Source organism: Bradyrhizobium sp. SZCCHNR1002 (genome assembly GCF_032381435.1).
GTDB classification, from domain to species: domain Bacteria; phylum Pseudomonadota; class Alphaproteobacteria; order Rhizobiales; family Xanthobacteraceae; genus Bradyrhizobium; species Bradyrhizobium aeschynomenes.
In genome coordinates, this window is sequence record NZ_JAUHIS010000001.1 from 786,148 (window position 1) to 810,173 (window position 24,026).

Annotated in this window: 19 protein-coding genes and 2 tRNA genes; 11 read left to right on the top strand and 10 right to left on the bottom strand. The window is 64.4% G+C overall.

What is annotated here, in order from left to right; translation table 11 throughout:
- Positions 1-156: 156 nt before the first annotated feature.
- From QX108_RS03515 to QX108_RS03525, 3 genes are all read right to left on the bottom strand, one after another.
- Positions 157-1,542 carry a TolC family outer membrane protein gene (locus QX108_RS03515; RefSeq protein WP_315720137.1) on the bottom strand — a complete coding sequence of 462 codons (1,386 nt, stop codon included), beginning with the start codon at positions 1,540-1,542 and terminating at the stop codon, positions 157-159.
- A 284-nt stretch (positions 1,543-1,826) separates the two neighbouring features.
- Complete coding sequence (locus QX108_RS03520) at positions 1,827-2,492, bottom strand: protein-L-isoaspartate O-methyltransferase family protein (RefSeq protein WP_315720138.1); 666 nt, start codon at positions 2,490-2,492, stop codon at positions 1,827-1,829.
- A 126-nt stretch (positions 2,493-2,618) separates the two neighbouring features.
- The gene (locus tag QX108_RS03525; RefSeq protein ID WP_172108807.1) at positions 2,619-2,804 is read right to left on the bottom strand and encodes a hypothetical protein; all 186 of its coding nucleotides are present in this window, start codon (positions 2,802-2,804) and stop codon (positions 2,619-2,621) included.
- A 256-nt stretch (positions 2,805-3,060) separates the two neighbouring features.
- Between QX108_RS03525 and QX108_RS03530 the strand changes: the two genes are divergently transcribed.
- The 6 genes from QX108_RS03530 to QX108_RS03555 all read left to right on the top strand — a co-directional run bounded on the left by QX108_RS03530 (position 3,061) and on the right by QX108_RS03555 (position 6,530).
- Positions 3,061-3,135, top strand: a tRNA-Asn gene (locus QX108_RS03530).
- Positions 3,136-3,336: 201 nt separating this feature from the next.
- Positions 3,337-3,840, top strand: coding sequence for an NUDIX domain-containing protein (locus tag QX108_RS03535; protein ID WP_315720161.1), 504 nt, complete (start codon positions 3,337-3,339; stop codon positions 3,838-3,840).
- A 35-nt stretch (positions 3,841-3,875) separates the two neighbouring features.
- Positions 3,876-4,721: an EamA family transporter gene (locus QX108_RS03540; protein WP_315778765.1), complete on the top strand. Its 846-nt coding sequence runs from the start codon at positions 3,876-3,878 to the stop codon at positions 4,719-4,721.
- A gap of 294 nt (positions 4,722-5,015) precedes the next feature.
- Positions 5,016-5,402 carry a response regulator gene (locus tag QX108_RS03545; RefSeq protein ID WP_315778763.1) on the top strand — a complete coding sequence of 129 codons (387 nt, stop codon included), beginning with the start codon at positions 5,016-5,018 and terminating at the stop codon, positions 5,400-5,402.
- Entirely contained in the window at positions 5,399-5,815 is a 417-nt protein-coding gene (locus tag QX108_RS03550) for a response regulator (RefSeq protein WP_315720163.1), read from the top strand. The genes QX108_RS03545 and QX108_RS03550 overlap by 4 nt, the downstream gene beginning before the upstream one ends.
- Positions 5,816-6,350: 535 nt before the next feature.
- Positions 6,351-6,530, top strand: coding sequence for a hypothetical protein (locus QX108_RS03555; RefSeq protein WP_172108797.1), 180 nt, complete (start codon positions 6,351-6,353; stop codon positions 6,528-6,530).
- Positions 6,531-6,676: 146 nt separating this feature from the next.
- Here QX108_RS03555 and QX108_RS03560 read toward each other — a convergent pair whose 3' ends face one another.
- Both QX108_RS03560 and QX108_RS03565 read right to left on the bottom strand, forming a co-directional pair.
- Positions 6,677-8,419, bottom strand: coding sequence for a methanol/ethanol family PQQ-dependent dehydrogenase (locus QX108_RS03560; RefSeq protein WP_315778761.1), 1,743 nt, complete (start codon positions 8,417-8,419; stop codon positions 6,677-6,679).
- A gap of 79 nt (positions 8,420-8,498) precedes the next feature.
- Positions 8,499-9,074 (bottom strand): ubiquinol-cytochrome c reductase iron-sulfur subunit, encoded by a 576-nt coding sequence (locus QX108_RS03565; protein WP_315778759.1) that lies wholly within the window; start codon positions 9,072-9,074, stop codon positions 8,499-8,501.
- A 323-nt stretch (positions 9,075-9,397) separates the two neighbouring features.
- Here QX108_RS03565 and QX108_RS03570 point away from each other — a divergent pair, with 323 nt between their 5' ends.
- Together QX108_RS03570 and QX108_RS03575 are read left to right on the top strand one after the other, a co-directional pair.
- Positions 9,398-9,706, top strand: a complete 309-nt coding sequence (locus QX108_RS03570; protein WP_315720166.1) for a hypothetical protein — start codon at positions 9,398-9,400, stop codon at positions 9,704-9,706.
- A gap of 173 nt (positions 9,707-9,879) precedes the next feature.
- Positions 9,880-9,953 (top strand) — tRNA-Cys (locus QX108_RS03575).
- Positions 9,954-10,224: 271 nt separating this feature from the next.
- Here QX108_RS03575 and QX108_RS03580 read toward each other — a convergent pair.
- From QX108_RS03580 to QX108_RS03600, 5 genes are read right to left on the bottom strand one after another with little or no spacing between them, the layout of a single operon-like run.
- Positions 10,225-10,965 carry a tRNA-uridine aminocarboxypropyltransferase gene (locus QX108_RS03580; RefSeq protein ID WP_315778757.1) on the bottom strand — a complete coding sequence of 247 codons (741 nt, stop codon included), beginning with the start codon at positions 10,963-10,965 and terminating at the stop codon, positions 10,225-10,227.
- A gap of 39 nt (positions 10,966-11,004) precedes the next feature.
- Positions 11,005-14,109, bottom strand: a complete 3,105-nt coding sequence (locus QX108_RS03585; protein ID WP_315778755.1) for an efflux RND transporter permease subunit — start codon at positions 14,107-14,109, stop codon at positions 11,005-11,007.
- Positions 14,109-17,237, bottom strand: coding sequence for an efflux RND transporter permease subunit (locus QX108_RS03590; protein ID WP_315720183.1), 3,129 nt, complete (start codon positions 17,235-17,237; stop codon positions 14,109-14,111). The genes QX108_RS03585 and QX108_RS03590 overlap by 1 nt, the downstream gene beginning before the upstream one ends.
- A 30-nt stretch (positions 17,238-17,267) precedes the next feature.
- On the bottom strand, positions 17,268-18,659 hold the full coding sequence (locus QX108_RS03595; RefSeq protein ID WP_315778753.1) for an efflux RND transporter periplasmic adaptor subunit: 1,392 nt from the start codon (positions 18,657-18,659) through the stop codon (positions 17,268-17,270).
- Positions 18,649-20,172 (bottom strand): efflux transporter outer membrane subunit, encoded by a 1,524-nt coding sequence (locus QX108_RS03600; protein ID WP_315720185.1) that lies wholly within the window; start codon positions 20,170-20,172, stop codon positions 18,649-18,651. Before QX108_RS03600 ends, QX108_RS03595 begins: the two co-directional genes overlap by 11 nt.
- Before the next feature lie 297 nt (positions 20,173-20,469).
- On the opposite strand from QX108_RS03600, the gene QX108_RS03605 reads away from it, so the two are divergent.
- From QX108_RS03605 to QX108_RS03615, 3 genes are all read left to right on the top strand, one after another.
- The gene (locus QX108_RS03605; protein ID WP_315720186.1) at positions 20,470-21,783 is read left to right on the top strand and encodes an NAD(P)/FAD-dependent oxidoreductase; all 1,314 of its coding nucleotides are present in this window, start codon (positions 20,470-20,472) and stop codon (positions 21,781-21,783) included.
- Between the two features lie 7 nt (positions 21,784-21,790).
- Positions 21,791-22,633 (top strand): DUF1365 domain-containing protein, encoded by an 843-nt coding sequence (locus QX108_RS03610; RefSeq protein WP_315778749.1) that lies wholly within the window; start codon positions 21,791-21,793, stop codon positions 22,631-22,633.
- A gap of 109 nt (positions 22,634-22,742) precedes the next feature.
- Positions 22,743-23,975, top strand: a complete 1,233-nt coding sequence (locus QX108_RS03615; RefSeq protein ID WP_315778747.1) for a cyclopropane-fatty-acyl-phospholipid synthase family protein — start codon at positions 22,743-22,745, stop codon at positions 23,973-23,975.
- The last annotated feature ends 51 nt before the right edge of the window (positions 23,976-24,026 follow it).

Consider the following 24,026-nt stretch of genomic DNA (forward strand, 5'->3'; position numbering starts at 1 on the left):
TCATGGCAACAAATGAATGCAAGCAACGCCCGCCGCGAACCGGTGGAGCACGGAGTTCGCCGGGCAAGCGTCGCGCAATCATCACAACCACAGCATGTGCCATAAAAAAATCCCCCGGCCAAGGACCGAGGGATCAGCACTGATATTAAGATTTCACTAACGACCATCGGGGGTCCGTGCACCCGCCCAACTGTCCCGAACCTGCTGGTAGTGAACGCTCGGATCGTAGGTGGTCGTCGGCAGGTTCAGCACCTGCGGCGAAAGGCGTCCGACGGTCTGAAGGACCGAATAGGATGCAACCACACGGTCGTGCTGGGCGGTCACCAGCGAGACCCGCGCGTTGACGAGCGCCTGCTGGGCGTTCAGGACGTCGAGAGTGGTGCGCTGGCCGGCCTTGGCCTCCTCGCGGACGCCGTTCAAGGCGATCTCCGAGGCCGAGACCTGGGCCTGCGCCGACTGCACCTGGGCCTTGCCGGCGAGCAGCTTGCCCCAGGCAGATACCACGTCGGAGCGAGCCTGATCGCGCGTCTGCTCAAGGACCAGACGCTGCTGCGACAACGACTCCTTGGATTGACGGATCAGCGCATATTCCGCGCCTCCGTTGTAGATCGGGACGTTCACCGAGGCGACGGCCGAAGCGGTGAACCCACGGTAGGACTGCAAGCTCGACTCATAGCCTTGCTGGGCTTGAGCCTGGAGATTGACCGTCGGCAGCAGCGCACCTTCGTTGATCCTGACCTGCAGGTATTGGACGTCGATGCCATACATCGCCGAGGTCACGCTCGGGCTTTCCGTCAGCGCCGTTTCGATCGACTGCTGCAGCGACGGCGGCAAGTACCGGTCGACAGGAGAGCCTGGAGCCAAGTTCTCGGGATCGTTGCCGATGATGCGGCGGAAGTTCGAGCGCGTCGCGGTCAGGTTGGCTTCGGCCGTGAGCTGCTGGGTGCGACCCGCGGCGAGCTGCGCTTCGGATTGTGCGACGTCGGTTCGGGTCACCTCGCCGACGTTGAAACGATCGCGGGTCTGCTTGAGTGTCTGCTCCAGCACCCGCGTGTTGCTGCGCTGGACCTCGACGATCGCCGCGTCGCGCAGATAGTCCATGTAGATGGTAGCCGCCTGCAGCAGGACCTGCTGCTCCAGCACGCGGAGGGCCTCGCGTTGCGCCGAGACGTTCGCCTCGGCCCTGCGCACGCCGTTTGCGGTCTGCTGGCCGTTGTAGAGATTCTGGTTGACGGTCAGACCGACGCTGCGGGGCCTCTGTACGCCGTTAACGGCCGGTGCCCCCGGCGCTGCCTGCAAGTCCGTATATTGAATGCCCGCTGTCGCAGTCAGATTGACCTTCGGCCGATACCCGGAGAGCGCCTGTGGGACGCCTTCGTCGACCGCACGCGCCTGCGCCCGCGACGCGTTCAGTTGCGGGTTGTTCTGATAAGCGCGCACCAGCGCAGCCTCGATCGTGTCGGCAAGCGCAGGCGCCGGCCCCGCACAAGCCATCACGAGAACCGCAGCCGCCGCCGCGGTGACGAGCTTCACCCCAAACATCCCTGTTCCATTCATTTTGTTACCGGCTCGAACGCCAGAGCCGGGCCGTAACTTGTTGAAGAGACTCCCGCGCACCTCGCACCTTATTCCCCATGCAAGCGCAACGGAACCACCCTCCCCTGGAACTCCTGCGGAAATCTCCCCACGTGCAGCATCCGGGCCACACTTCTGATTTGAAACAGAATTTTGCCTGAGCGGAGCCGCCAAGACGACTCAACTACGGCCCATTGCACGACCGGATGACCGCACGCCCGAGCGAATCGAGAGGGAACGTCGATGAACGCCTAGAACACGAACTCGGGGACCCGTTCGAGACCGGGAAGGACTGGTGCCGCGGCATCGAAAAGGACCCTGCTGCCGATGTCACCATGCGATCGCGTAAAGATCATGGCACGGGCGGGCCTGGTTTTGCCGAAGACGCCGACGAGCCGCCCGGCGTCCTTGAGCTGGCGACAAAGGCCGTCGACAGCGATCTCGGTGGCCCCATTGAGCAGAATCACGTCGAACCGGCCGTCGGCCGGATCGCCCTGCACGGCAGGCGCGACACGAATCGTAACGGGGCACCCTTCGGCCGCGCCGAGCAACTGCTTGGCGCGTCCTTCCAAGGCGGGATCGATCTCGGTGGCGGTCACGCTGCCGGCCAGCCTGGCGGCCAGGGCCGCGAGATAGCCGGTCGCGCAGCCCACGACGAGGACGCTGTCGGTCGGCTTGATCTCGGCAGCCTGAAGCAGCTTTCCTGTCAGCATCGGCTTCATCAGAAACCGCTTCGCGCCAGCAGTTTCAGAGACGTCGAGATCGAGATCCAGATAGGCCAGCGCCTGCCGGTCGGCGGGAGCGTAAGCCTCCCGCGGCACGGTCAACATGGCGTCCAGCACGCGGTGGTCGGTCACGTCGTTGGTCCGGACCTGACCATCGACCATTTTTTGGCGCGCCGTCGCGAATGAAGACATGAGCAGACCTGCAAGCAAAGCGGATGGACCGCGAACGATCTGCGCAATCTTTTGGTACAAGGCTCCCGAAAAGGCAACACGCGGTTCGAACGGACACACCGCGATGTCGGGTGATCGTCGACGGGACTACTCGATCACCACAGCCAGCCGGCCGATCAGTTGCACGATCTCGTCCAGCTGCTCCGATTCGCCGCGTGTCACGGCATCGGCCAATCGCGTGAGGCACTCGTCATCGCTGAGACGCTCGAGCGGGTCGGGAATCAGCGAGGGCGCAGCGACAGCCTGGGTGAACTGGATGATGGTGTTCGGCATCTGACAACACTCCCTGACCCCGGTGACTGGCAAGTTCCAGCAACTATCGGTGCCGGTTTGCCGTTGTCCAAGTGAAATTCTTGTCATCCAACTGTGGGCGCCAGCTGCCCACCAACCGTTCAAAATCAGAGTAAGTTGCTGAAAAATCGTGAAATTGGCTGAGCAACCGTAATTGTCATCAAGATGCGATTTCGTTCTATGCAAGGCGAAAGGGCTTTGTTATACGCACCCCGCTCGCGAACATTGCTTCGCCTGTTCCTCGGTAGCTCAGCGGTAGAGCATTCGACTGTTAATCGAATGGTCGCTGGTTCGAATCCAGCCCGGGGAGCCATTCTGGCCATGCCGAATGGTTCTTCTTCACCCCCATTCTTCCCCCGTGAATGATCCCTCCCGGCGTTCGGTGCGGACCGATGCGCTGCCACATGGCCAGCCCAGACGATCTCCAGCCGGGATCTGCTCGCGTGCGGCCCGTCTTGACGGCGCATGAGGGCTCGGGCAAGCGGGGCCGACCTCCTGCGAGCGACGACCCGCGATGCCCATTTCCGACCATCTGAAAGCCGTCCGCAGCAAGATCGGCCACGATCTCCTGGCGACGACGGCGGTCTCGATCTCCATTTTCGACGACAAGGGCCGAATCCTGCTGGGGCGCGACGCCGAAACCAACCTTTGGACCTTGCCCGGCGGCGCCATCGATCCGAACGAGCATCCGGCCGACGCAGCCAGCCGAGAATGCTTCGAGGAGACCGGGCTCATCGTTCGGCCGCAGCGCCTGCTCGGTGTCTTCGGCGGCCCCGAATTTCTCATCCGCTATCCCAATGGCGACCTGACCTATTACACCGTGATCGCCTTTGAAGCCGTGATCGTCGGCGGGGCGCTCGTGCCCGACGGCGAGGAGATTGCAACCCTGCGCTTCGTCGATCGCGAGGAATGGGAACAGCTCCCAGTGTCGCCGTCGAGCCGAATCATCTCTCGCCAGGCGTTTGACCAAGACACGGCACCGTATTTTGCTGCAGCAGGCTGGCGGCCCGAGAACTGACCTCCGAGCCCCGATCTCACCAAGGCCCTGCAACGTTGGACCCCGTCGCTGCCATTCTGATGCTGCTGGCTGGTCTGCTGCATGCGACCTGGCATGCGATCGTCAAGACCGGCAGCGGGCTGTCCATCCTGGCCGGCATGGGTCTGGTCAGCAGCGTGCTGACGATGCCCTTCATGTTCGTCGTTCCAATGCCATCCAGATCGACATGGCCGATCATTCTCGCCTCGCTCGTTTTGCACGCCGGATACAAGACAAGTCTGGCAACGGCCTACCGCTCGGCCGAGTTCGGGCGCTCCTACCCGATCGCCCGCGGCACCGTGCCACTGTTCGCGACGCTGCTCGCCTATGTCGGGCTGCAGCAACGGCCCGGCCTCGAGCAGCTCGTCGGCATCCTCATCGTCGTCCTTGGCATCCTCGGACTTGCACGTGACCGCATCCATGGTCCGATCGACCGCCGCGCGTTCTGGGCTGCAGTCTCTGCCGCGGCCATGGTCGCCGCCTACTCGGTCGTTGATGGCGCGGGCACCAGGCAGATCGAGGGATGGGCGTCATTCACGGTCTGGGTGATCGTGCTCGACAGCATCGTCTTCTTCGTTGTCGCGACGGGACTGCAAGGACCGGCAATCCTGTCGGATATTCGTAACGCCCTGCTCCCGGTCCTCGTCGCGGGAGCATTGGGCGTCATCTCGTTCGCCGTGTTCCTGTGGGCCCTGAGCCGAAATCCGATCGCCAGCGTTGTCGCCTTTCGCGAGTGCAGCGTCTTGTTTGCGACGCTGATCGGTGTCCTGTTTCTGAACGAGCGTCCAACGCCACGACGGCTCTGTTGCGCGGCACTGATCGCAGGAGGCCTGGTCGTCATCGCACTGCTCAAGCCGGCCTGAGCTGGCCTGTCGCTGCGTCCTGTGGAGGAACGCTGCCGAATGCCATAGTTCCATGTTCATCGCAGTGTGCATAGATGTGCCACGATGATGCACGCCAACGAAACCTCCGTAAAACTCCTGGTTGCAAATCGGAGGCAACTAATTCAGTGTTAATCACTTTGTCATTTTTGAGTCCCAGCCCCATTGTCCTTGTAGCGTGAGAGTCCTTCAGTCCAGCTGATACTGAGGTGGCCCATGCCTACCGTCCTCATTATTGATGATGATTCTGCCACGCGCGCTGCGCTGGAAACGTTGTTGAAGAAGAAGCGATTCTGCGTGTTTCTCGCGCCGGACGGACCCACCGGCATTCGGCTGATCGGCAGCGTCTCGTTCGATGCCGTCGTGATCGACATGTTCATGCCGGGCATGGACGGAATCGCGACCATTCGCGAGCTTATCAAGATTGATCCCACGGTGCCGTTCATTGCGATCTCCGGCTACGCCTTCACCGACAAGAAGCAGGGAGCTCCGGACTTCCTCGGCATGGCGATCAAGCTCGGAGCGACGGCGGCTCTGCAGAAGCCGTTCGACATTCTTGACCTGCTCGAAGCCGTGGATCGTGCGATCGAGGTCCGTCAACAGCTGCTGGTCGAAGCCCGGCAACCCGGCTCCGCAGCCACATCTGTCAGGAAAGCCTCATGACGAACATCCTGGTTGTCGATGACGAAGTTGGCGTCTGCTGTGTCATCCAGCATCTTCTGGTTCGCGAAGGCTATGCTGTCACCGCCGTCACGGACGGTCGACTGGCGATGGACGCCGTGGCACGCGACGATTTCGCCGCCGCCCTGATCGACCTCAACTTGGCCGACATGGACGGTAACGACGTCATTCGGGCCGCGCGAGCAGCGCGGCCGAACATGCCGATCGTGATGATGTCGGGCATGGTCCTGGAGTCCGGACACGGGACGCCCGACTTCCTCGGACTCTCGGCCCGGGTGGTCGGCCTGCATCGTCTGGCAAAACCGTTCAAGCCACGCGATCTGTCGCAGCTGATGCGAGACATTCTTGCTCACGACTCCGAGCCCCTTGCCGTCGCGACGATGACCCGACAGTAGGATGACCCGGACATGAGCCGTTGACACGCGCGCCCGCTCCGCCCTTCATTGCGGGACGGCATGCGTCGCCGACAGTCCAGGGCCGCCGCGCGGGAGTTGCTGAATTGCAGCCGTGCGCATCCAGGCCGGAACGCGCGCTTGGCAAGTTGGCTCGTCAGCCCCGGACGACCGCGAATCGCCTGACCGGTCGGCGCCGGACTGATGCGAGAAGGAACAGGTTCAGAAAGAGCTTGAGCGTCGAGCTCGGCGAAGCTCGAGAGCCTGCGACAAAGCGTCGTCCGAATCGCGGCTTCATCTTCTTCATCCCATCTCATGCGGACACGCGAAGTCCTGGAGCCATTTAGGAACGATTAAGTTCGATGGGATGTGACCTCGTTCACACCAGACGGCTCGCAGACTGAGATACCTATCGCTGGAACGAAAGGCACCGGTAACCAATTAGGTCTTTCGCTCCGGATCGTTAGAATTTGAGTGATCCGCTCAATTTGAACAAAGTGAAGCTTTGCGATCTTGCTCGCAGTTGCGCGAGGGCACGATGAGCGAAGCCGAATACGAGTTGTTGATGGACGTTGTAAGAACGGCTATTGCGCCAGAGCTTGAGATCGATTCCATGGCCCGCTTGTTTTCAATTTCAACCTTCCCCAAGGCTGCCAACGACAATCAGGGCGCTTGGCCGCTGATCCCGTTTCCGGATGGCTGGTTCGCGGCCTGTTGATTCGCGCCTGCGGATTCGGGCCTGTTCTTGATGCGTCCGGCTCGCCCGGCGATTGGGTCGACGGTCGTCCTCTGACTTCACCCGAAACGGTTCCCGTTGATGCAATGGCGACGGCGCGATGGCCGCCGCCTTGCTGATCACACCAGCTATTTCTTGACGGCGAACACCCAGACCACGCCGCCTTGCGGCACGTTGTCCTCCAGCCCCGTGTTCCCCTTGGCGAGCGCATCCTGGATGCGCTGCGCATCGACGCCCCAGCCGGACTGCACGGCGATGTACTGGGTGCCGTCGACCTCATAGGCAACCGGCATCCCCATGATGCCCGAGTTGGTCTTCTGCTCCCACAGCAGCTCACCGGTCTTGGCGTGGAAGGCGCGGAACATCCGGTCGTTGGTGCCGCCGACCAGGACGAGATCGCCCGCGGTCGCCGTCACCGAGCCGAACAATTGCGACTTCGGGAAGTTGTGCGACCACACCTTCTTGCCTGACGCCGGATCCCAGGCCTGCAGCTCGCCGAAATGATCCGCGCCCGGCCGCACCGTCAACCCGATGTCCTCGGCCTTGGTGCCGAGCCAGAGCTGTCCGGGAACGAGCGGCAACTTCTCGCCGGTAAAGCCGCCGCAGAAGTTCTCGTTCGCCGGCACGTAGACGAAGCGCGTCTTCTGGCTGTAGGCCGCCGACGGCCAGTCCTTGCCGCCCCAGAGCGACGGACAGAAATCGACGCGCTTGCCGAGCGTCGGCTTGTGCGCGGGATCGACGATCGGCCGTCCCGTTTCCGGCTCGATGCCCTTCCAGACGTCGGTGTGAACGAAGTTCCAGCCGTTGACGTATTTGATGCGCTCCGGCGTGCTCTCGAGCACCCAGAAGATCGCGTCGCGTCCGGGATGGATCAGGCTCTTGAAGGTACGGCCATCGCGCTGCAGATCGATCAGCATGGGTGCATCGACCTCATCCCAATCCCATGAATCGTTCTGGTGATATTGGAAGTGCGTCTTGATCTTGCCGGTGGACGGATCGAGCGCGATGACCGAGCTGGTATAGAGATTGTCGCCGGGATGCAGATTCCCCGGCCATGGTGCGGCGTTGCCCACGCCCCAATACACGGTCTTCGTGTCCTTGTCGTAGGTGCCGGTCATCCAGGCGGAACCACCGCCGTTCTTCCAATCGTCGCCACTCCAGGTGTCATGCCCGGGCTCGCCCTCGGCCGGGATCGTGAAAGTCCGCCACAGCTCCTTGCCGTCCTCGGCATCATAAGCGGCGACATAGCCGCGCACGCCGAACTCTCCGCCCGAGCCGCCGACCATGACCTTGCCGTCGACGACGAGCGGCATCAGCGTGAGATATTGTCCCTTCTTGTAGTCCTGGACCTTCTTGTCCCAGAGCACCTTGCCGGTCTTGGCGTCGAGCGCGACGAGATGATCGTCGGTGGTGGCGAGATAGAGCTTGTCCTGCCACAGCCCGACGCCGCGGTTGGTCGGATGCAGCTGGAACAGATCCTCGGGCAGCTCGCGCTTGTAGCGCCAGTACTGATCGCCGGTCTTGGCATTGAGCGCGATCACCTGCCCCATCGGCGTCGTGATGAACATGACGCCGTTGTTCACCAGCGGCGGCGCCTCGTGCCCCTCGACCACGCCTGTAGCAAAGGTCCAGACCGGCACCATGCTCTTGACGTTGGTGGTATTGATCTGGTCGAGCGGGCTGTAGCCCTGGCCGTCATAGGTGCGGCGATAGAGCATCCAGTTGCCGGGCTCGGGATTTTCGAGCCGCGCCGGCGTAACCGGACTGTAGTTGTCGATCGGACCGGCGATGGCCGCCGGTGCGGCGAGACAGCTGAACGCGACGGCGCTCGATAGCAGCCATTGTTTGATCGTGATGGACGTGATGGACATGGACAAACCTCCCCTGCTTCGTTTTTCGCTTCAATGCTTGTCGTGACGATGCGAGTTCCGATAGGCACACGAGATCTCATCAGCCCTGCTGGCCACCTACCTTTCCGATGAAAGGTGCGGCGATCACGAGCACGCCGTCCTTGATCACGAGGGGCAACGCGGCAAGCCGCCGCGGCGCGGGACCGAACACGACCTGCGCCCCGCGCCGTGGATCGTATTCGGAGTTGTGGCACATGCATTTGAAGACATCGTCGTTGCCTTCGCTGGCCTTGATCCAGGCCGTTACCGGACACCCCGCATGCGAGCAGATCGCCGAATAGGCGACGATGCCCTCCGCTGCGCGCGAACGCGTATTCTCGTCGAGTTCGTTCGGATCCAGTCTGACGAGAAGCACCTCGTTCAGCCGCGAACCGTCGCGCACGATCGCATCCATCGGATCCTTCGGCCATGCATGGACCGGTGGCTCTCCGACCTTCATGTCGCCCAGCGTGATCGTCTGTCCTTCGCGGTCCCCTTCCGAGAAGACGAGCAGGTCGCCTTTTTGTGGCCGCTTCTCCTTACGAGGATCATCGTCATCGGCCGCCGCGCCTGCGACCGACGCGCAAGCGGCAAGCGTGCCGAGAACCACCGAACGACGTGTCGGATGCTCGTCCATGACAGATCTTTGCGTGTGATGTTGTGTGTGAGTTCTGGGAATGCTGCCTTACACCCGCCGTCCCGCAGCGCACCCTGACATAGAATGATTAGAACAATACAACCCGCCGAAATCAAGGCGCGCAGCGCGATTTCGCCGCGATGTTTTCAAATATCGTCGCTGCTTCGCGTCATCGCGGATGCAGCAGCCGGCGAACGCCGCGGTTGCAGGGCGTGCGCTCACGCACTACGATTGCGTCACTGATCGCGCTTGAGCATCCTGCAGCAAGGCTCCGACAGTCGCAGCGTGGGAGCCTTCATTTTGCAGCGGCCGATCATACGGATATGCAGGACATCGAACTCGATGCAAGGAACTGGAGAACGCCTGACGATTTCCGATCGGCGCTCAAGGGCGCGATTGGAGCCCCGACATGGCACGGCGACATCGTAGGTGCGTTCTTGGATTCCATTTTTGGAGGTGGCTTGAACACGCTCAAGCCGCCTTACATCATCAAGATCGTCAACACGGCGGGCCTATCAACCGAGCTGAAGGCATTGCTCCACGATTTGTCCTCCGCAATTGATGACACGCGAACTCGGAGGCTTGCACGCACAGGCGAGGATGTTGCTGTTGGTCTCACCATCGCGGAATGAAAACCGCGACGTCATGTTGGGAGCCATGATCGGATCTCGCCGGACGATCGGCCATGTAGCCTGAAAACATACACGGAACGTGACACCCGGCGGGTGCGTGACGATGCCGCCTCCGCTCGGCGAACCGTTGCACTTGCGACATGCGACGGAAAAGTCTAAGGCATGCGCCATGGGGCCACGTGGCGGAGTGGTTACGCAGCGGTCTGCAAAACCGTTTACACCAGTTCAATTCTGGTCGTGGCCTCCACTCAATCGAATCAAGCGGCTGGACCACCCGTCGCGTCGAGACCGGCGCTAGATGGGCAGATCGTCGATGCCGCCGGGATAGCTGGCCGGTGCGCGTGGCCAGGTCAGAACCGCCCCTCGCTCGCCAGCCGAGACACCGGCCCGTTCGGACCCGGACCTGCCGGCTCGCCGGGGCGCATAGTCTCGGAACTGCACCACGTTGGTTTTTTCTGCTTCCTGCATGGCTCTCATCCTCGTTCCATGCTGCAATGCAAGAAGCGTACCCGGGGTTCCTAAATCCGGCGTTTACGGCCACGCCAGTCGGGCTTGCGGGGCTTGGGCCGCGAGGTGAGCTCGGGGTGCGCCTTCTCCACCTCCCGATACCTTGCCAGCATCCGCTCGAAGCTTGCATCGAGGGTCGTGGCAATCTCCGGCCGGCGCTCCAGCGCCGCCATCAGCAGGCCCGCCGCCTCGATGGTCGACAGACCGTCGCGGCGCGGTTCGCGGCGCAGATGCCCATAGCGGGAGGGGCGACGCGGTCCGAGAATGACGCGCTGGCATTTCAGCATCCACGGATTGCGCCACCACAGCGCCTTGGCCTGGCTCCAGGTGCCGTCGAGCAGGATCACGCCCTCGATCGATTTGAGGATGGCGCGCTGGTTCTCGGCCATCTCGCCCTTGCGGGTCAGCGCCATCACCTCGCTCTCGGGATCCAACTCGGCCGCCTTGGCCGAGCCGAGATAGAGGATCGCCCAGCGGGCCGGGTCCGCAACCGGCCGGCCCAGCGCCTTGGCGAGGCTCGGCCAGGACAGCCCGACCTTGACCACCGCGTTCTTGAAATGCTGCGCGGCCAGCCGCGCGGTGCCGAGCGCGCGGTCCTGCTCCTGCGGGTGCTGCAGAATCAGGAGCCCCAGCCGGCTCTCCAGCGGGACGACGCTGTCGCAGATGCACAGCGGCAACGGCTTCTGGCAGCGCGGACAGTCGGGTGGCGGCTCGGCGGTGAGCGGCGGATGGTCTTGAGGCTGGTCGGACATATCGCGCCTATACGCGCCCGCAGGCAGCGCGACAATCGCTCATTCCGCGGGCGCGGCCAGCGGCTCGGGCGCGGAGCGGCGGCGCAGCCGGTCGATCAGGAGGTAGATCACCGGCGTCGTATAGAGGGTGAGGATCTGCGACACCAGCAGGCCGCCGATGATGGTGATGCCGAGCGGCCGGCGCAGCTCGGTGCCGGGGCCGGTCGCGATCACCAGCGGCAGGCCGGCGAACAGTGCGGCCAGCGTCGTCATCAGGATCGGCCGGAAGCGGACGCGGCACGCCTCGAAGATCGCGTCCGCCGAGGACATGCCGCGCTGGCGCTCGGCCTCGAGCGCGAAGTCGACCAGCATGATGCCGTTCTTCTTGACGATGCCGATCAGGAGGATGATGCCGACGAAGGCGATCACGGTGAGCGGCGTATTGGTGATCTGCAAGGCGAGCAGCGCGCCAAGCCCGGCCGACGGCAGGGTCGAGATGATGGTCAGCGGATGCGCCAGGCTCTCATAGAGCACGCCAAGCACGATATACATCGCGACCAGCGCGGAGAGGATCAGCAGCGGCTGCCGTCCGCTGCTCTTGTTGAAATCGCCGGCATTGCCGTCGAAGCTGCCGCGGATACCCTCGGGCATATGCAGCTCGTCGACGGCACGCTGGATATTCGTCGTTGCCGCCTGCAGCGGCACGTCGGGCAGCAGGTTGAACGACACGGTGGTCGAGGGGAACGACTGCGAGTGATAGACCGCGAGCGGCGACAGGCCGCGCTCGGCCTTCACCAGCGCCGAGAGCGGGACCTGCGCGTCCCCTGCCCCGGCCACATAGATGCGGTCGAGATTCGACGGATCGGTCTGAAGCTTCGGATTGATCTCCAGCACCACCATGTACTGGTTGCGCTGGCTGTAGACGATCGAGACCTGGCGTTGCGCAAACGCGTTGTTGAGCGCGTTGTCGATGTCCTGGACGCGCACGCCCATGCTCGCCGCCTTCTGCCGGTCAATCTTCAGCGCCAGCTGCAAGCCGCCGGGATCGCGGTCGCTGGAGATGTCGGTGATGCCCTCGACCGTCTCCAGCCGCTTGGCCACGATCGGCGCCCATTTCTGCAACAGGTCCAGGTCGGGGCTGCTCAGCGTGTATTGATAGTCGGAATCGCTCTGCCGACCGCCCGTGCGCACGTCCTGGGCGGCGAACATGAAGAGACGGATGCCGGGAACCATGAACAGGCTCCGCCGCAGACGATCGATCACTGCCTGCGTCGGGACGCCCCCCCGCTCCTCCGGCGGCTTGAGATTGATGAACATCGTGCCGCGGTTCGACGTCGCGCCGCCCGGCCCGCCGCCGCCTCCGATCGTCGAGCCAAGGCCAGCCACGGCGGGATCCGCCATCACGATGTCGGCGAGCCGCTGCTGCAGGCTCAGCATCGACTGGAACGAGATGTCGGCGGAGGCGCGCGTCGCGCCGATGATGAAGCCGGAATCATCGGTCGGAAAATAGCCCTTGGGCACCTTGATGTAGAGCGTCACCGTGAGCGCGATCGTGGCGAAGAACACGAGCAGGGTCAGGAACGGAAACATCAGCACGTAACGGAGCGTCCACGTGTAGAAGCCGACCATGCCCGAAAGCGCGCCTTCGACGATGCGGTCGAACCAGGTGGCACGGTCGGACAGCGTCTCCTTGATGTAATGCGCGCAGATCATCGGCGTGACCGTCAGCGACACCAGGGTCGACACCACGATCGCGAAGGTCAGCGTCAGCGAGAACTCGCGCAGCAGACGGCCGACCACGCCATCCATGAAGATCAGCGGCACGAAGGCGGCAATCAACGAGAGACTGATCGACAGCACGGTGAAGCCGATCTGGCGCGCGCCGTCGAGCGCCGCGCGCATCGGCGACAGGCCATGCTCGAGATTGCGGTACATGTTCTCGATCATGACGATGGCGTCGTCGACGACGAAGCCGACGGAGATCGCCAGCGCCATCAGCGAGAGATTGTCGATCGAGAAGCCGGCGAGCCACATCGCGGCACAGGTGCCGGCCAGCGCCAGCGGCACCGAGACGCCGGCCGCGACCGTCGGCACCAAGCGGCGCAGGAACAGGAACACGACCACCATCACCAGCACGGCGGTCGCGAGCAGGGTCCACTGCATGTCCTCGACCGAGGCGCGGATGGTGCCGGTGCGGTCGACCAGAGTGGCGATCTCGATGCCCGCCGGCAGCCATTGCTTGAGCTCCGGGATCAGCGCCTTGACGCGGTCGACGGTCTCGATCACGTTCGCATCGCCCTGCTTGGCGATCTGGATCAGCACCGCCGGCTGCTTGTTGAACCAGGCGATCGAGCGCACGTTGCGCACGGAATCCTCGACATCGGCGACATCCGACAGCCGTACGAAGCTGCCATTGCTGCTCTTGATCAGGATGTCGCGGAATTCCGCGGCGGTGCGCATCTGCTTGTTGACCGCGATGGTCTCGCTCTGCCGTCCGCCCTCGAAGATCCCGACCGGCCCGATCGGATTGGCGTTGACGATGGCCGTCCTGACGTCGTCGGTCGAAATCCCGGCATTGGCGAGCGAGACCGGATTGAGCGCGATGCGCACTGCCGGCTGATCGGCGCCGCTGACCGTGACATTGCCGACGCCCGGCACCTGGAACAGGCGCTGCGCCAGAACGGTGTCGGCGACGTCGTACATCGCGCTCGGCGTCAGCGTCTTCGAGGTGAGCGCCAGCACGAACACGGGAGCAGCCGCCGTGTTGGCCTTGCGGAAGCGCGGCAGCGCCGGCAGGTCGCTCGGCAGGTCCGACAGCGAAGCGTTGATCGCCGCCTGCACGTCGCGCGCCGCCTTGTCGATGTCGCGGCCGATCGAGAACTGGATCTGGATGTTGGTGGTGCCGAGCGAGCTCGTCGAGGTGATCTGGTCGACGCCCGCGATCTCGCCGAGCCGCCGCTCCAGCGGTGCTGCGACCGTCGCCGCCATGACCGAGGGATCGGCGCCCGGCCGCGATGCGCTCACGAAGATCGACGGGAAATCGACATTCGGCACCGGCGCGACCGGCAGGAAGATGTAGGCCACGATGCCGAGCAGGAACAGGCCGACCGAGAGCAGCGTGGTGCCGACCGGCCGGCGAATGAACGGCTCGGAGATCGAGGCCATCACTGGATGCCTTCGGTGGCACCCGCGATCGGCGGCGACGGCAGGTCGGGCGCAGGCGGCAAGGCGCGCTCGAAGCGGCGATTGATCCGGTCGAGCGCAAGATAGATCACCGGCGTCGTGTACAGTGTGAGCAGCTGGCTGAGCAGCAGGCCGCCGATGATCGAGATGCCGAGCGGAAAGCGCAGCTCCGAGCCGGTGCCGCTTTCGATCGCCAGCGGCAGCGCGCCGAACAGCGCGGCGAGCGTCGTCATCATGATCGGCCGGAAGCGCAGCAGGCAGGCCTGCACGATCGCGTCGTAAGGCGTGCGGCTGTCGTGCCGCTCGGCCTCGAGCGCGAAGTCGATCATCATGATCGCGTTCTTCTTCACGATGCCCATCAGCAGGATGATGCCGATCAGCCCGATCACGGAGAGATCCTGGCCAAACAGCATCAAGGCGAGGATGGCGCCGACGCCGGCCGACGGCAACGTCGAAAGGATCGTGATGGGATGGATATAGCTCTCATAGAGCACGCCGAGCACGATGTAGATCGTAATGACGGCGGCCAGCAGCAGCCAGGGTTGACCCGCCAGCGATTTGGCGAATTCGGCAGCATCGCCCGAGTACACGCCGATGATGCTGCCGGGCATGCCGATGCGGTTCTCCGTGGCGTGGAGCGCGTCCACCGCCTCGCTCAGCGCGACGCCGGGCGCGAGGTTGAAGCTCAAGGAGACCGCCGGAAATTGCGCCTGATGCGAGATCGCCAGCGGCGCCGTGGTGCGCTTCAGGCTGGCGACCGCCGAGAGCGGCACCTGGCCGCCGGCGCCGGGCAGATAGAGCTTGGACAGGATCGACGGATCGCGCTGATACATCGGCAGCGCCTCCAGCACCACGCGGTACTGGTTGGCCTGACCGTAGATGGTCGAGATCTGCCGCTGCGCGAAGGCGTCGTTGAGCGTATCCGTGACGCCCTGCAGGCTGACGCCGAGTTGGCCGGCGCGCTGGCGATCGATCGTCAGCTCCGCGCGCAGGCCCCCCTCTTGTGCCTCTGAGGAGACGTCGCGGAACAGCGGATCGCGCCGCATCTCCGCCACCAGCTGCCGCGCCCATTTCGACACGTCGCCGGCATCGGCGCCGGTCAGCGTATACTGGTATTGCGAGCGGCTCGCCTGGGTCGAGATCTGCACGTCCTGGACCGGCTGGAAGTACACGGTCATGCCGGGGACGCCCGACGTTTTCTGCTTGAGCCGGTCAATGACCTCGGAGACGCCATCCTGGCGTTCGCCGAGCGGCTTCAAGGTCATGACCAGGCGGCCGACATTGGTGGTCGGGTTGACCGATCCGGCGCCGATCACCGAGACCACGCCGATCACATCGGGATCGGCCTGGATGGCGGCCGCGACCTCGGCCTGCCGCTTCTTCATCTCGGTAAACGAGACATCGGGACCTGCCTCGGTCACCGCGGTGATCGAGCCGGTGTCCTGCAGCGGCAGGAATCCCTTGGGCGCGGCGACATAAAGCGCCAGCGTCGCGGCCAGGGTCGCGAAGGTGACCACCAGCGTCTCGGTCTGGCGGTCGAGCACCCAAAGCAGGCTGCGGTGATAGAGCGCCACCGTGCGGTCGATGAAGCGGCTGACCGCGTTCAACCCGGGCAGCACCCATTCCTCGCTGGCGTGCTTGAGCAGCCTCGAGCACATCATCGGCGTCAATGTCAGCGACACCACCGCCGAGGTCACCACCGCGATCGTCAGCGTCAGCGCAAATTCGCGGAACATGCGGCCGACCAGTCCGGACATGAACAGCAGCGGAATAAAGACCGCGATCAGCGACACGGTCAGCGAGATCACGGTGAAGCCGATCTCGCGCGCGCCGCGCAGCGAGGCATTCATCGCGCTCTCGCCGTTCTCCATGTGGCGCACGATGTTCTCGATCATGACGATCGCATCGTCGACGACGAATCCGGTGCCGATCGTCAGCGCCATCAGCGAGAGATTGTCGAGACTGAAGCCCGCGAAATACATCACGCCGAAGCTCGTGATCAGCGACAGCGGCAATGCGACGCCGGCGATGATCGTGGCGCGGATGGAGCGCAGGAACAGCAATACGACCAGCGTCACCAGCACGACGCTCAAGACCAGCGTGAACTGCACGTCGTGCACCGAGGCGCGGATCGTGACAGTGCGGTCGCTGACAGTAGCGAGCTTCACGCCGGCCGGGATCGTGCGCTGCAGCTTGGGGATCTCGGCGCGGATCTGCCTGACGACCTCGATGACGTTGGCGCCCGGCTGGCGCTGGATGTCGAGGATCACGGCCGGCACGCCCTGGTACCAGCCGCCGGTGCGGTCGTTCTCAAGTCCATCGACGATGGTCGCGACGTCGCCGATCGTGACCGGCGAGCCGTTGCGGTAGGCGATAATGATCGGCTTGTAGGCGTCGGCGGCCGCGATTTGATCGTTGGCCGTAATCAGATAGGCCTGCTGGGCGCCGTCCAGCGAGCCTTTGGGACCAGAGACGTTGGCGCCGGCGATCGCGGCGCGCAGATCCTCCATCGAGATGCCATAGGCCGCGAGCCGCGCCAGATCCGCCTGAACACGGACCGCCGGCTTCAGCCCGCCGAGCACCGACACGCGGCCGACGCCGGACACCTGACTGAGCCGCTGCGCCAGGATCGTATCGGCCATGTCGCTCATCGCGCGCAGCGAGATCGTGTCCGAGGTCAGCGCCAGCGTCATCACGGGGGCGTCGGCCGGATTGACCTTGGCGTAGGTCGGCGGATAGGGCAGCGACTTAGGCAGCACGCCGGCGGCGGCGTTGATGGCGGCCTGCACGTCTTGCGTGGCGCCGTCGATGTCGCGTCCGAGATCGAATTGCAGCGAGATCTGGCTGACGCCGAACGAACTCGTCGAGTTCATCGCCGAGAGCGAGGGGATCTGACCGAGCTGACGCTCCAGCGGCGCCGTAATCAGCGAGGCGATCACGTCGGGGCTGGCGCCCGGCAGCTGCGTCGTCACCTGCACCGTCGGGAAGTCGACCTGCGGCAGCGCCGAGACCGGCAGCGCGAGATAGCCGAGCAGGCCGCCGATCAGAAGCGCGACGCCGAGCAGCGACGTTGCGATCGGACGGCGGATGAAGGGTTCTGAGACGCTCATCGCGACCTGCTCGTCAACCTCTCATTCGGGTCATGGCTGCGCCCTCGTGCCGCGCCCCTGCTCACCGCCTCCCTGGGATGGCGCACCGCCGGTGTCGGTCTGGCCGTCGGCTTGCGGTCTGCGACGGCGCTCGCCATCCTTCGGCGCGCCTTCGGGCGGAGCGCCCTCCTTCGCCTGATCCTTGCCCTGCGGGTTGCGGCCACGCTTGCGCGGCGCGAGATCGGCCTGCGGCGTCTGCTCGGCGCGTCCGACCACGACCTTCACACCATCGGCGAGATTGGCGAAGCCCGTCGTGACAACCCGATCCGAGGGGCTCAACCCGCTCGCGATCACCGCCTCGCTCTCGTTCTGCTGCACCACGGTCACCGGATGCGCCGAGGCGATGTCACCGTCCCCGATCACGTAGCTGAAGGTACCGGCGGGCCCGCGCTGCACCGCCGACGTCGGCACCGTGATGGCCTGGGACAAGGTCTCCACCTTCAGGCGGACATTGACGAACTGGCCGGGCCAGAGCTGAAACTTGGCATTGGGAAATTCCGCCTTCAGCTTCAGCGTGCCGGTGGTCTGATCGACCTGATTGTCGATGCCCTTCAACGTCCCGGTGTCGATGACGGTCGCGCCGTCATTGCCGAACACATCGACGGCGAGCGGTCCTTTCGCCGAGGCCGCGTTGACCCGCGTGATCTGCTGCTGCGGCAGGCTGAACTGCACCGCGATCGGCTGCAACTGCGTGATCACGACGAGCCCGGTCGCATCCGACGAGCGGATGATGTTGCCCTGGTCGACCTGGCGCAGACCCGCGCGGCCCGAGATCGGCGCCACGATCTTGGTGTAGCTCAGTGTCGCCGCGGCATTGTCGATCGCGGCCTGATCGGCCTTGATCAGCGCCTGCTGCTGCGCCACGACGGCGCGCTGCGTGTCGGCCTGCTGCTTGGAGCCGGCACTGCTGGCGGCGAGCTGCTCATAGCGGGCGAGGTCGAGCTTCTGGTTGGCGAGCTGCGCCTCGTCCTGCGCCTTCTTGGCGACGGCCTGGTCGTACTGGGCCTGATAAATCGCCGGATCGATCTCGGCGAGCACGTCGCCCTGCTTGACGTCCTGCCCTTCGACGAAATTGACCGCGATGAGCTTGCCGTCGACCTGCGAGCGGACCGTCACCGTGTTGAGCGCGCGCACCGAGCCGACGCCGTCCAGATAGACCGGCACATCCTTGATCGCCGGCGACGCCGCCAGGACGGGTACGGGAAGGTCGGGCCGGGCGAAGCGGTTGTTGGCCTGCTGCTTCTGCTGCATCGCCATCCAGCCGATATAGCCGAGGCCGCCGACGATCAGCAGCGTGATCGTGATCGACACCAGCCGCCGGGCGACGCTCGACCGCGCCCGCTTCACCGCGCCTGCCCCTCTTTCGTCCGGTTTAAAGAGCATCGGCCGACTTCTCCATGCGCGGCTCCCAGCCGCCGCCGAGCGCCTGATAGAGGCTCACGAACGCCTGCAGGCGGGCCAGCTGCGCCTGCCATAGCGCGTCCTCGGCCTGGAACAGTGTCAATTGGGTATTCAAGACCGTCACGATGTCGGCAGTTCCAGCGCGCAATTGCTGCTCCGAAAGCTCGAACGCGCGGCGCGAGGCGGCCACGACCTGGCGCTGCAATTGCAGCCTCAGCGTGGTCTGCTTGATCGAGAACAGCGCATTGTTGACGTCGGTGAAGGCCTGGATGACGGTCTTGCGATAGGTCTGCAACAGCTCGTCCTGACGCGCCCTCGCATTCTCGAAATTGCCCAGGATCCGGCCGCCGTCGAAGATCGGCTGGGTGAGGCTGCCGGCCAGGCTGAAGAACGCCGCATGCGGCTGAAACAGCGAGACGAGCGCAGCACTCTGATAGCCGCCGTTGCCCGTCAGTTGGATGCTCGGGAAGAACTGCGCGCGCGCGCTGCCGACGTTGGCGGTGGCCGATGCGAGCTGTGCCTCCTGGCGGCGGATGTCCGGCCGCTGCGTCAGGAGCTCCGACGGCAGCCCTGGCGTGACGCGAGGCGTCCTGATCTGATCCAGCGATCCGCCTGAAATGCGGATGCCCTCGGGCGAGCGCGCCACCAGCACAGCGAGCGCGTTGACGTTCTGATCGAGCGTCTGGCGAAGCGGCGGCACCGCGGCCTTCTGGTTGGCGAGCACGCTCTCCTGTTGGGCGACGTCGAGATCGTTGCCGGTGCCCGCCTTCTGCCGCTCGCGGATCGCATCGAGCACGCGCGTGGCGCTTGCGATGTTGCGCTCGGCGGTGCGAATGCGATCCTGCGCCGCCAGCACCTGGAAATAGGCGTTCGCAACGGTCGCGAGCGTCGTCAGCTGGGTAACGTCGCGGTCGAAGCGGTTGGCGACCGCGGTCTCCTCGGCCGCCTGCAGCGCATCGCGATTCTGGCCAAAGAAGTCGAGCTGATAGCTGGCCGAGAGCGAGGCCTGGTAATTGACGACCTCGCGGCCGCCATTGGTGAGCCCGCTCGAGCTCGAGCCGGACGTGCGCGAGTATGTCTCCTGCCCCGTCGTCGACAGGCTCGGCAGCAGCGCGGCACCGGCCTGGCGGGCCAGCGCATCGGCCTGCCTGAACCTTGCCACGGCAGCGGCGATATCGAGGTTCACGCTCTGCGCCTCCTCCATCAGCTGCGTCAGCTCGCGCGAACCGAAGCCGCGCCACCAGTCTAGGGGCGGCGGTGCCGCTAGGTCGGCGCCCGAAGCAGACTTGTAGCGCCTTGGGAGGTCCAGGGCCGGATCGGGGATGTCCTGCGTCAGGAGGCAGCCGGCCGAGCTGGCCGCCAGTCCGACCGCAGCGATCCAGCGGGCGAAATGCCGCAGGCCCGCCCGGTTGCGGCTCTCGCGGTTTCCCGCGACGGTCCGCGTGTCAGCGGACGCGCGGCAAGGCTCGTCGACGGCGATTCCCACTGGTGACACTGGCGTGATGCTTCCCTGTCGTCTTGGGAATCATTCTAGCCGCAGCCCAAGGCGGCGGACAGCCCTGCAGCCGTGCTGTCCCCGGTGGGCGAGACCGCCATCGCGGGACCGAGAATCAACGAATCTCCCGTAATTCAGCGGGTTTTCGAGCCACAAAGGCCACAGGTCTCCCACCATAGCCTTACCAAGATTTCATCTGTCGACGGCCATTTTGGGCGTGGTGTGACGCGGGGAACGCGCTCTGAAACCCTTTGCCGGGGGAGCCGTAACTTGCACGTGAACTTCAGGGGGGAATGCATGCGAGTTGCGGTGGTCGGAACGGGTATTGCGGGAAATGCCGCAGCCTGGTCCCTGGCGAAGCGTTATCCGATCACCGTCTATGAGCGCGATATCCGTCCGGGCGGCCACAGCCACACCGTGACCATCGACTATGACGGCGCCCCAGTCTCGGTCGATATCGGCTTCATCGTCTACAATGAGCTGAACTATCCGGATCTGACTGCATTGTTCGATCATCTCGGGGTCGAGACGGTCGAGAGCAGCATGAGCTTCGCAGTAACGGCGGATGCCGGCCGCTTCGAGTGGAAAGGCGGCGGTGACAACTGGCTCGACACCGCCAGAGGATTGTTTGCTCAGCCAAGCAACCTGCTGTCGACATCCTATCTCTGGATGCTCAGGGACATCCTCACCTTCAACGAGCAGAGCGTCGCCGATTTCAAGGCCGGCCGGCTGGGGGGGCTGACGCTCGGGGACTATTTCCGGCGCAACCATTTCGCGCCAAGGCTCCTGACCGACTATCTGGCCCCGATGGGCGCCGCGATCTGGTCCGCCCCGGCGTCCGAGATGCTGGAATTTCCGGCCGAGAACTTCGTGGCGTTCTTCAGCAACCATCGGCTGCTGCAGTATGACCGCCCGATCTGGCGCACCGTGAAAGGCGGCAGCCGCCGCTATGTCGAGAAGCTGACGTCCAGCTTCCGCAACCATGTCAGGCTTGGCAGTGCGGTGACCAATATCGAGCGCACGCCCCAAGGGGTTGTGATCGAGGACAGCAGCGGCCATCGGGACTGCTATGATCATGTGGTGATCGCCGCCCATAGCGATCAGGCGCTCGCGATGCTCGGCGATGCGGACGAGCATGAGCGCAGCGTGCTCGGCGCGATCAAATACTCGCCCAATACGATCTACCTGCACCGTGACACCAGGCTGATGCCGAAGCGGCGACGCGCCTGGGCGTCCTGGAATTTTCTGCGCTGGCAGCGCGAGGGCGTTCCGATGAACGACGTTGCCGTGACCTATTGGATGAACAATCTGCAGGGCATCGACCATCACAGGCCGCTGTTCGTCAGCCTCAACCCACCCTTCGCTCCGGCTCCGGAGCTGACCTTCGGCAAATATGTCTGTGAGCACCCACAATACACCGCTGCCGCCTTTGCGGCGCAGAAGCGTCTGGCAACGATTCAGGGGCAGCGCCATACTTGGTTCTGCGGGGCCTGGACCGGCTATGGTTTTCACGAGGACGGGCTGCGCTCGGGCCTCGCTGTGGCGGAGGCGCTCGGCGCCGGTGTGCCGTGGCGCGGGCTTCCTGCCGGGCTCGCCGAGGCGGCGGAATAGACGCGAGATGGATACAGACCCAAGCGCACAGCACCAGCGAGAAGCGGCTGCGCTCTATGTCGGCGAGGTCATGCATGCCCGCATGCGGCCGACAACGCACCGCTTCCAGTATCGCGTGATGAGCCTGCTGGTCGATCTCGGCCGACTCGACGAGGCGGACAGGCAGTCGGTGCTGTTCGGCGTCAACCGCCGCGCGCTCTACAGCTTTCACGAGCGCGACCATGGCCGACGTGACGGCTCCTCGCTGCTGGCCTATGCGCAGGACTGTGCCGCCGAGCACGGCATCGATCTCGCCGGAGGCCGCGTCCTGCTGCTGTGCTATCCGCGGCTGCTCGGCTACGTCTTCAATCCGCTCTCGGTGTATTTCTGTTATCGCAGCGACGGCACCCTGGCGCTGATGATCTACGAGGTCCGCAACACTTTCGGCGAGATCAAGCCCTATGTGCTGCCGGTCAGGCCGGGGGAGTTCACGGACGCCGGACTGCGCCAGGAGCAGGACAAGACATTCTACGTCTCGCCCTTCATCGACATGGCGATGCGCTACCATTTCCGGGTCACGCCGCCCGGCGACAATGTGAAGTTGCGGATTCTCGAAACCGGTGGCGACGGCCCCCTGCTCGCCGCCACCTTCTTCGGCCGCCGCCGTGCGCTCTCCTCGCGATCCCTGCTGGCGGCGTTCGCATCCCTCCCCCTCGTGACCCTCAAGATCTTTGGTGCCATTCATTGGGAGGCGCTACGGCTCTGGGCCAAGGGCGTCCGCCTCGTCCCGCGGGGCGAACCCGCCGCAAGCCCAGGAACCAATACTGGCTTGGCGGGAAACGGCAGCCACGCTTATATATCTCGGCGCTGACCATCAGCGGCCAGCGCGCTCTCGTCCGATCAGTCGAGCCCGACCAGGTGTCCATCGCGCGCCGTCCGGGAGACTGGGACGCCGAGCTGTTTGCGTGAATGGACCTGCCATGCCGGACGTCATTGCCGTCACTCCTGACAACATCGACGAGGTGCTCGCCGACCTGCCCCGCCTGCCCAGGCTGGCGCTCGGCTTCGGCTCGCGGTTGCGCAAGGGAACGCTCGACGTCACGCTGCCCGACGGCCGCATCGTCCGGCTCGGCGGCGCCGAGCCGGGGCCGGCGGCGGAGATGATCCTGGCCAATTACGGCTTCGCCTCCGGCATCATCAACGGCGGCGATATCGGCATTGCCGAGGCCTATTTGAACGGGGACTGGGATACCCCCGATCTGACGCAGTTTCTTTATCTGTTCTGCGTGAACCAGCATCTGCTGCAGTCGATGCTGGAGGACAAGCCGCTGATCCGGTTTGCCCAGTTGGTGCGGCACTGGTTCAACCGCAACACCAAGCGCCAGGCGAAGCGCAACATCTATGCCCATTACGACATCGGCAACGCGTTCTATTCGCGCTGGCTCGATCCCAGCATGACCTATTCCTCGGCCCTGTTCGAGGAGCACACGACCGACCTCACTGCGGCGCAGACCAACAAGTACAAGCGGCTCGCCGAAGCGATCGATCTGAAGCCGGGCCAGACGCTGCTCGAGATCGGCTGCGGCTGGGGCGGCTTTGCCGAATATGCTGCCAAGACGTACGGCGCCAAGGTCGTCGGGCTGACGATCAGCGAGCAGCAGCGCGACTTCGCCCAGCGCCGCATCCAGGAGGCCGGGCTGGCCGAAAAGGTCGAGATCCGTTTGCAGGACTATCGTGACGAACGCGACCGCTACGACCGCATCGCGTCGATCGAGATGATCGAGGCCGTCGGCGAGCAGTTCTGGCCGAAATATTTTTCGCAGCTGCGAGACCGGCTGCTGCCGGGCGGACTGGCGGGTGTCCAGGCGATCACCATCCAGGACAGCCTGTTCCAGCACTATCGGCGCGAGGTCGACTTCATCCAGCGCTATGTGTTCCCCGGCGGCATGCTGCCGACGCCGCAGATCCTGAAGTCGCTCGGCGAACGCTTTGGAATACCCGTTATCCGCGAGCGCATCTTCGGGGAAGATTATGCCAAGACGCTCGCGATCTGGCGAAGCAATTTCCGCGCGGCCTGGCCGGACCTGACGCCTGCGGGATTCGACGAGCGCTTCCGCCGGCTGTGGGAGTACTATCTGTCCTATTGCGAAGCAGGTTTCCTCTCCGGCAACATCGACGTCAGGCAGGTCGTTTTTGCCAAGTCGGGGTCCTGACGCGGCGGCTTACGCTGCTCTGGATATCGGGCTAGGGTCCTCTTAAGTGTG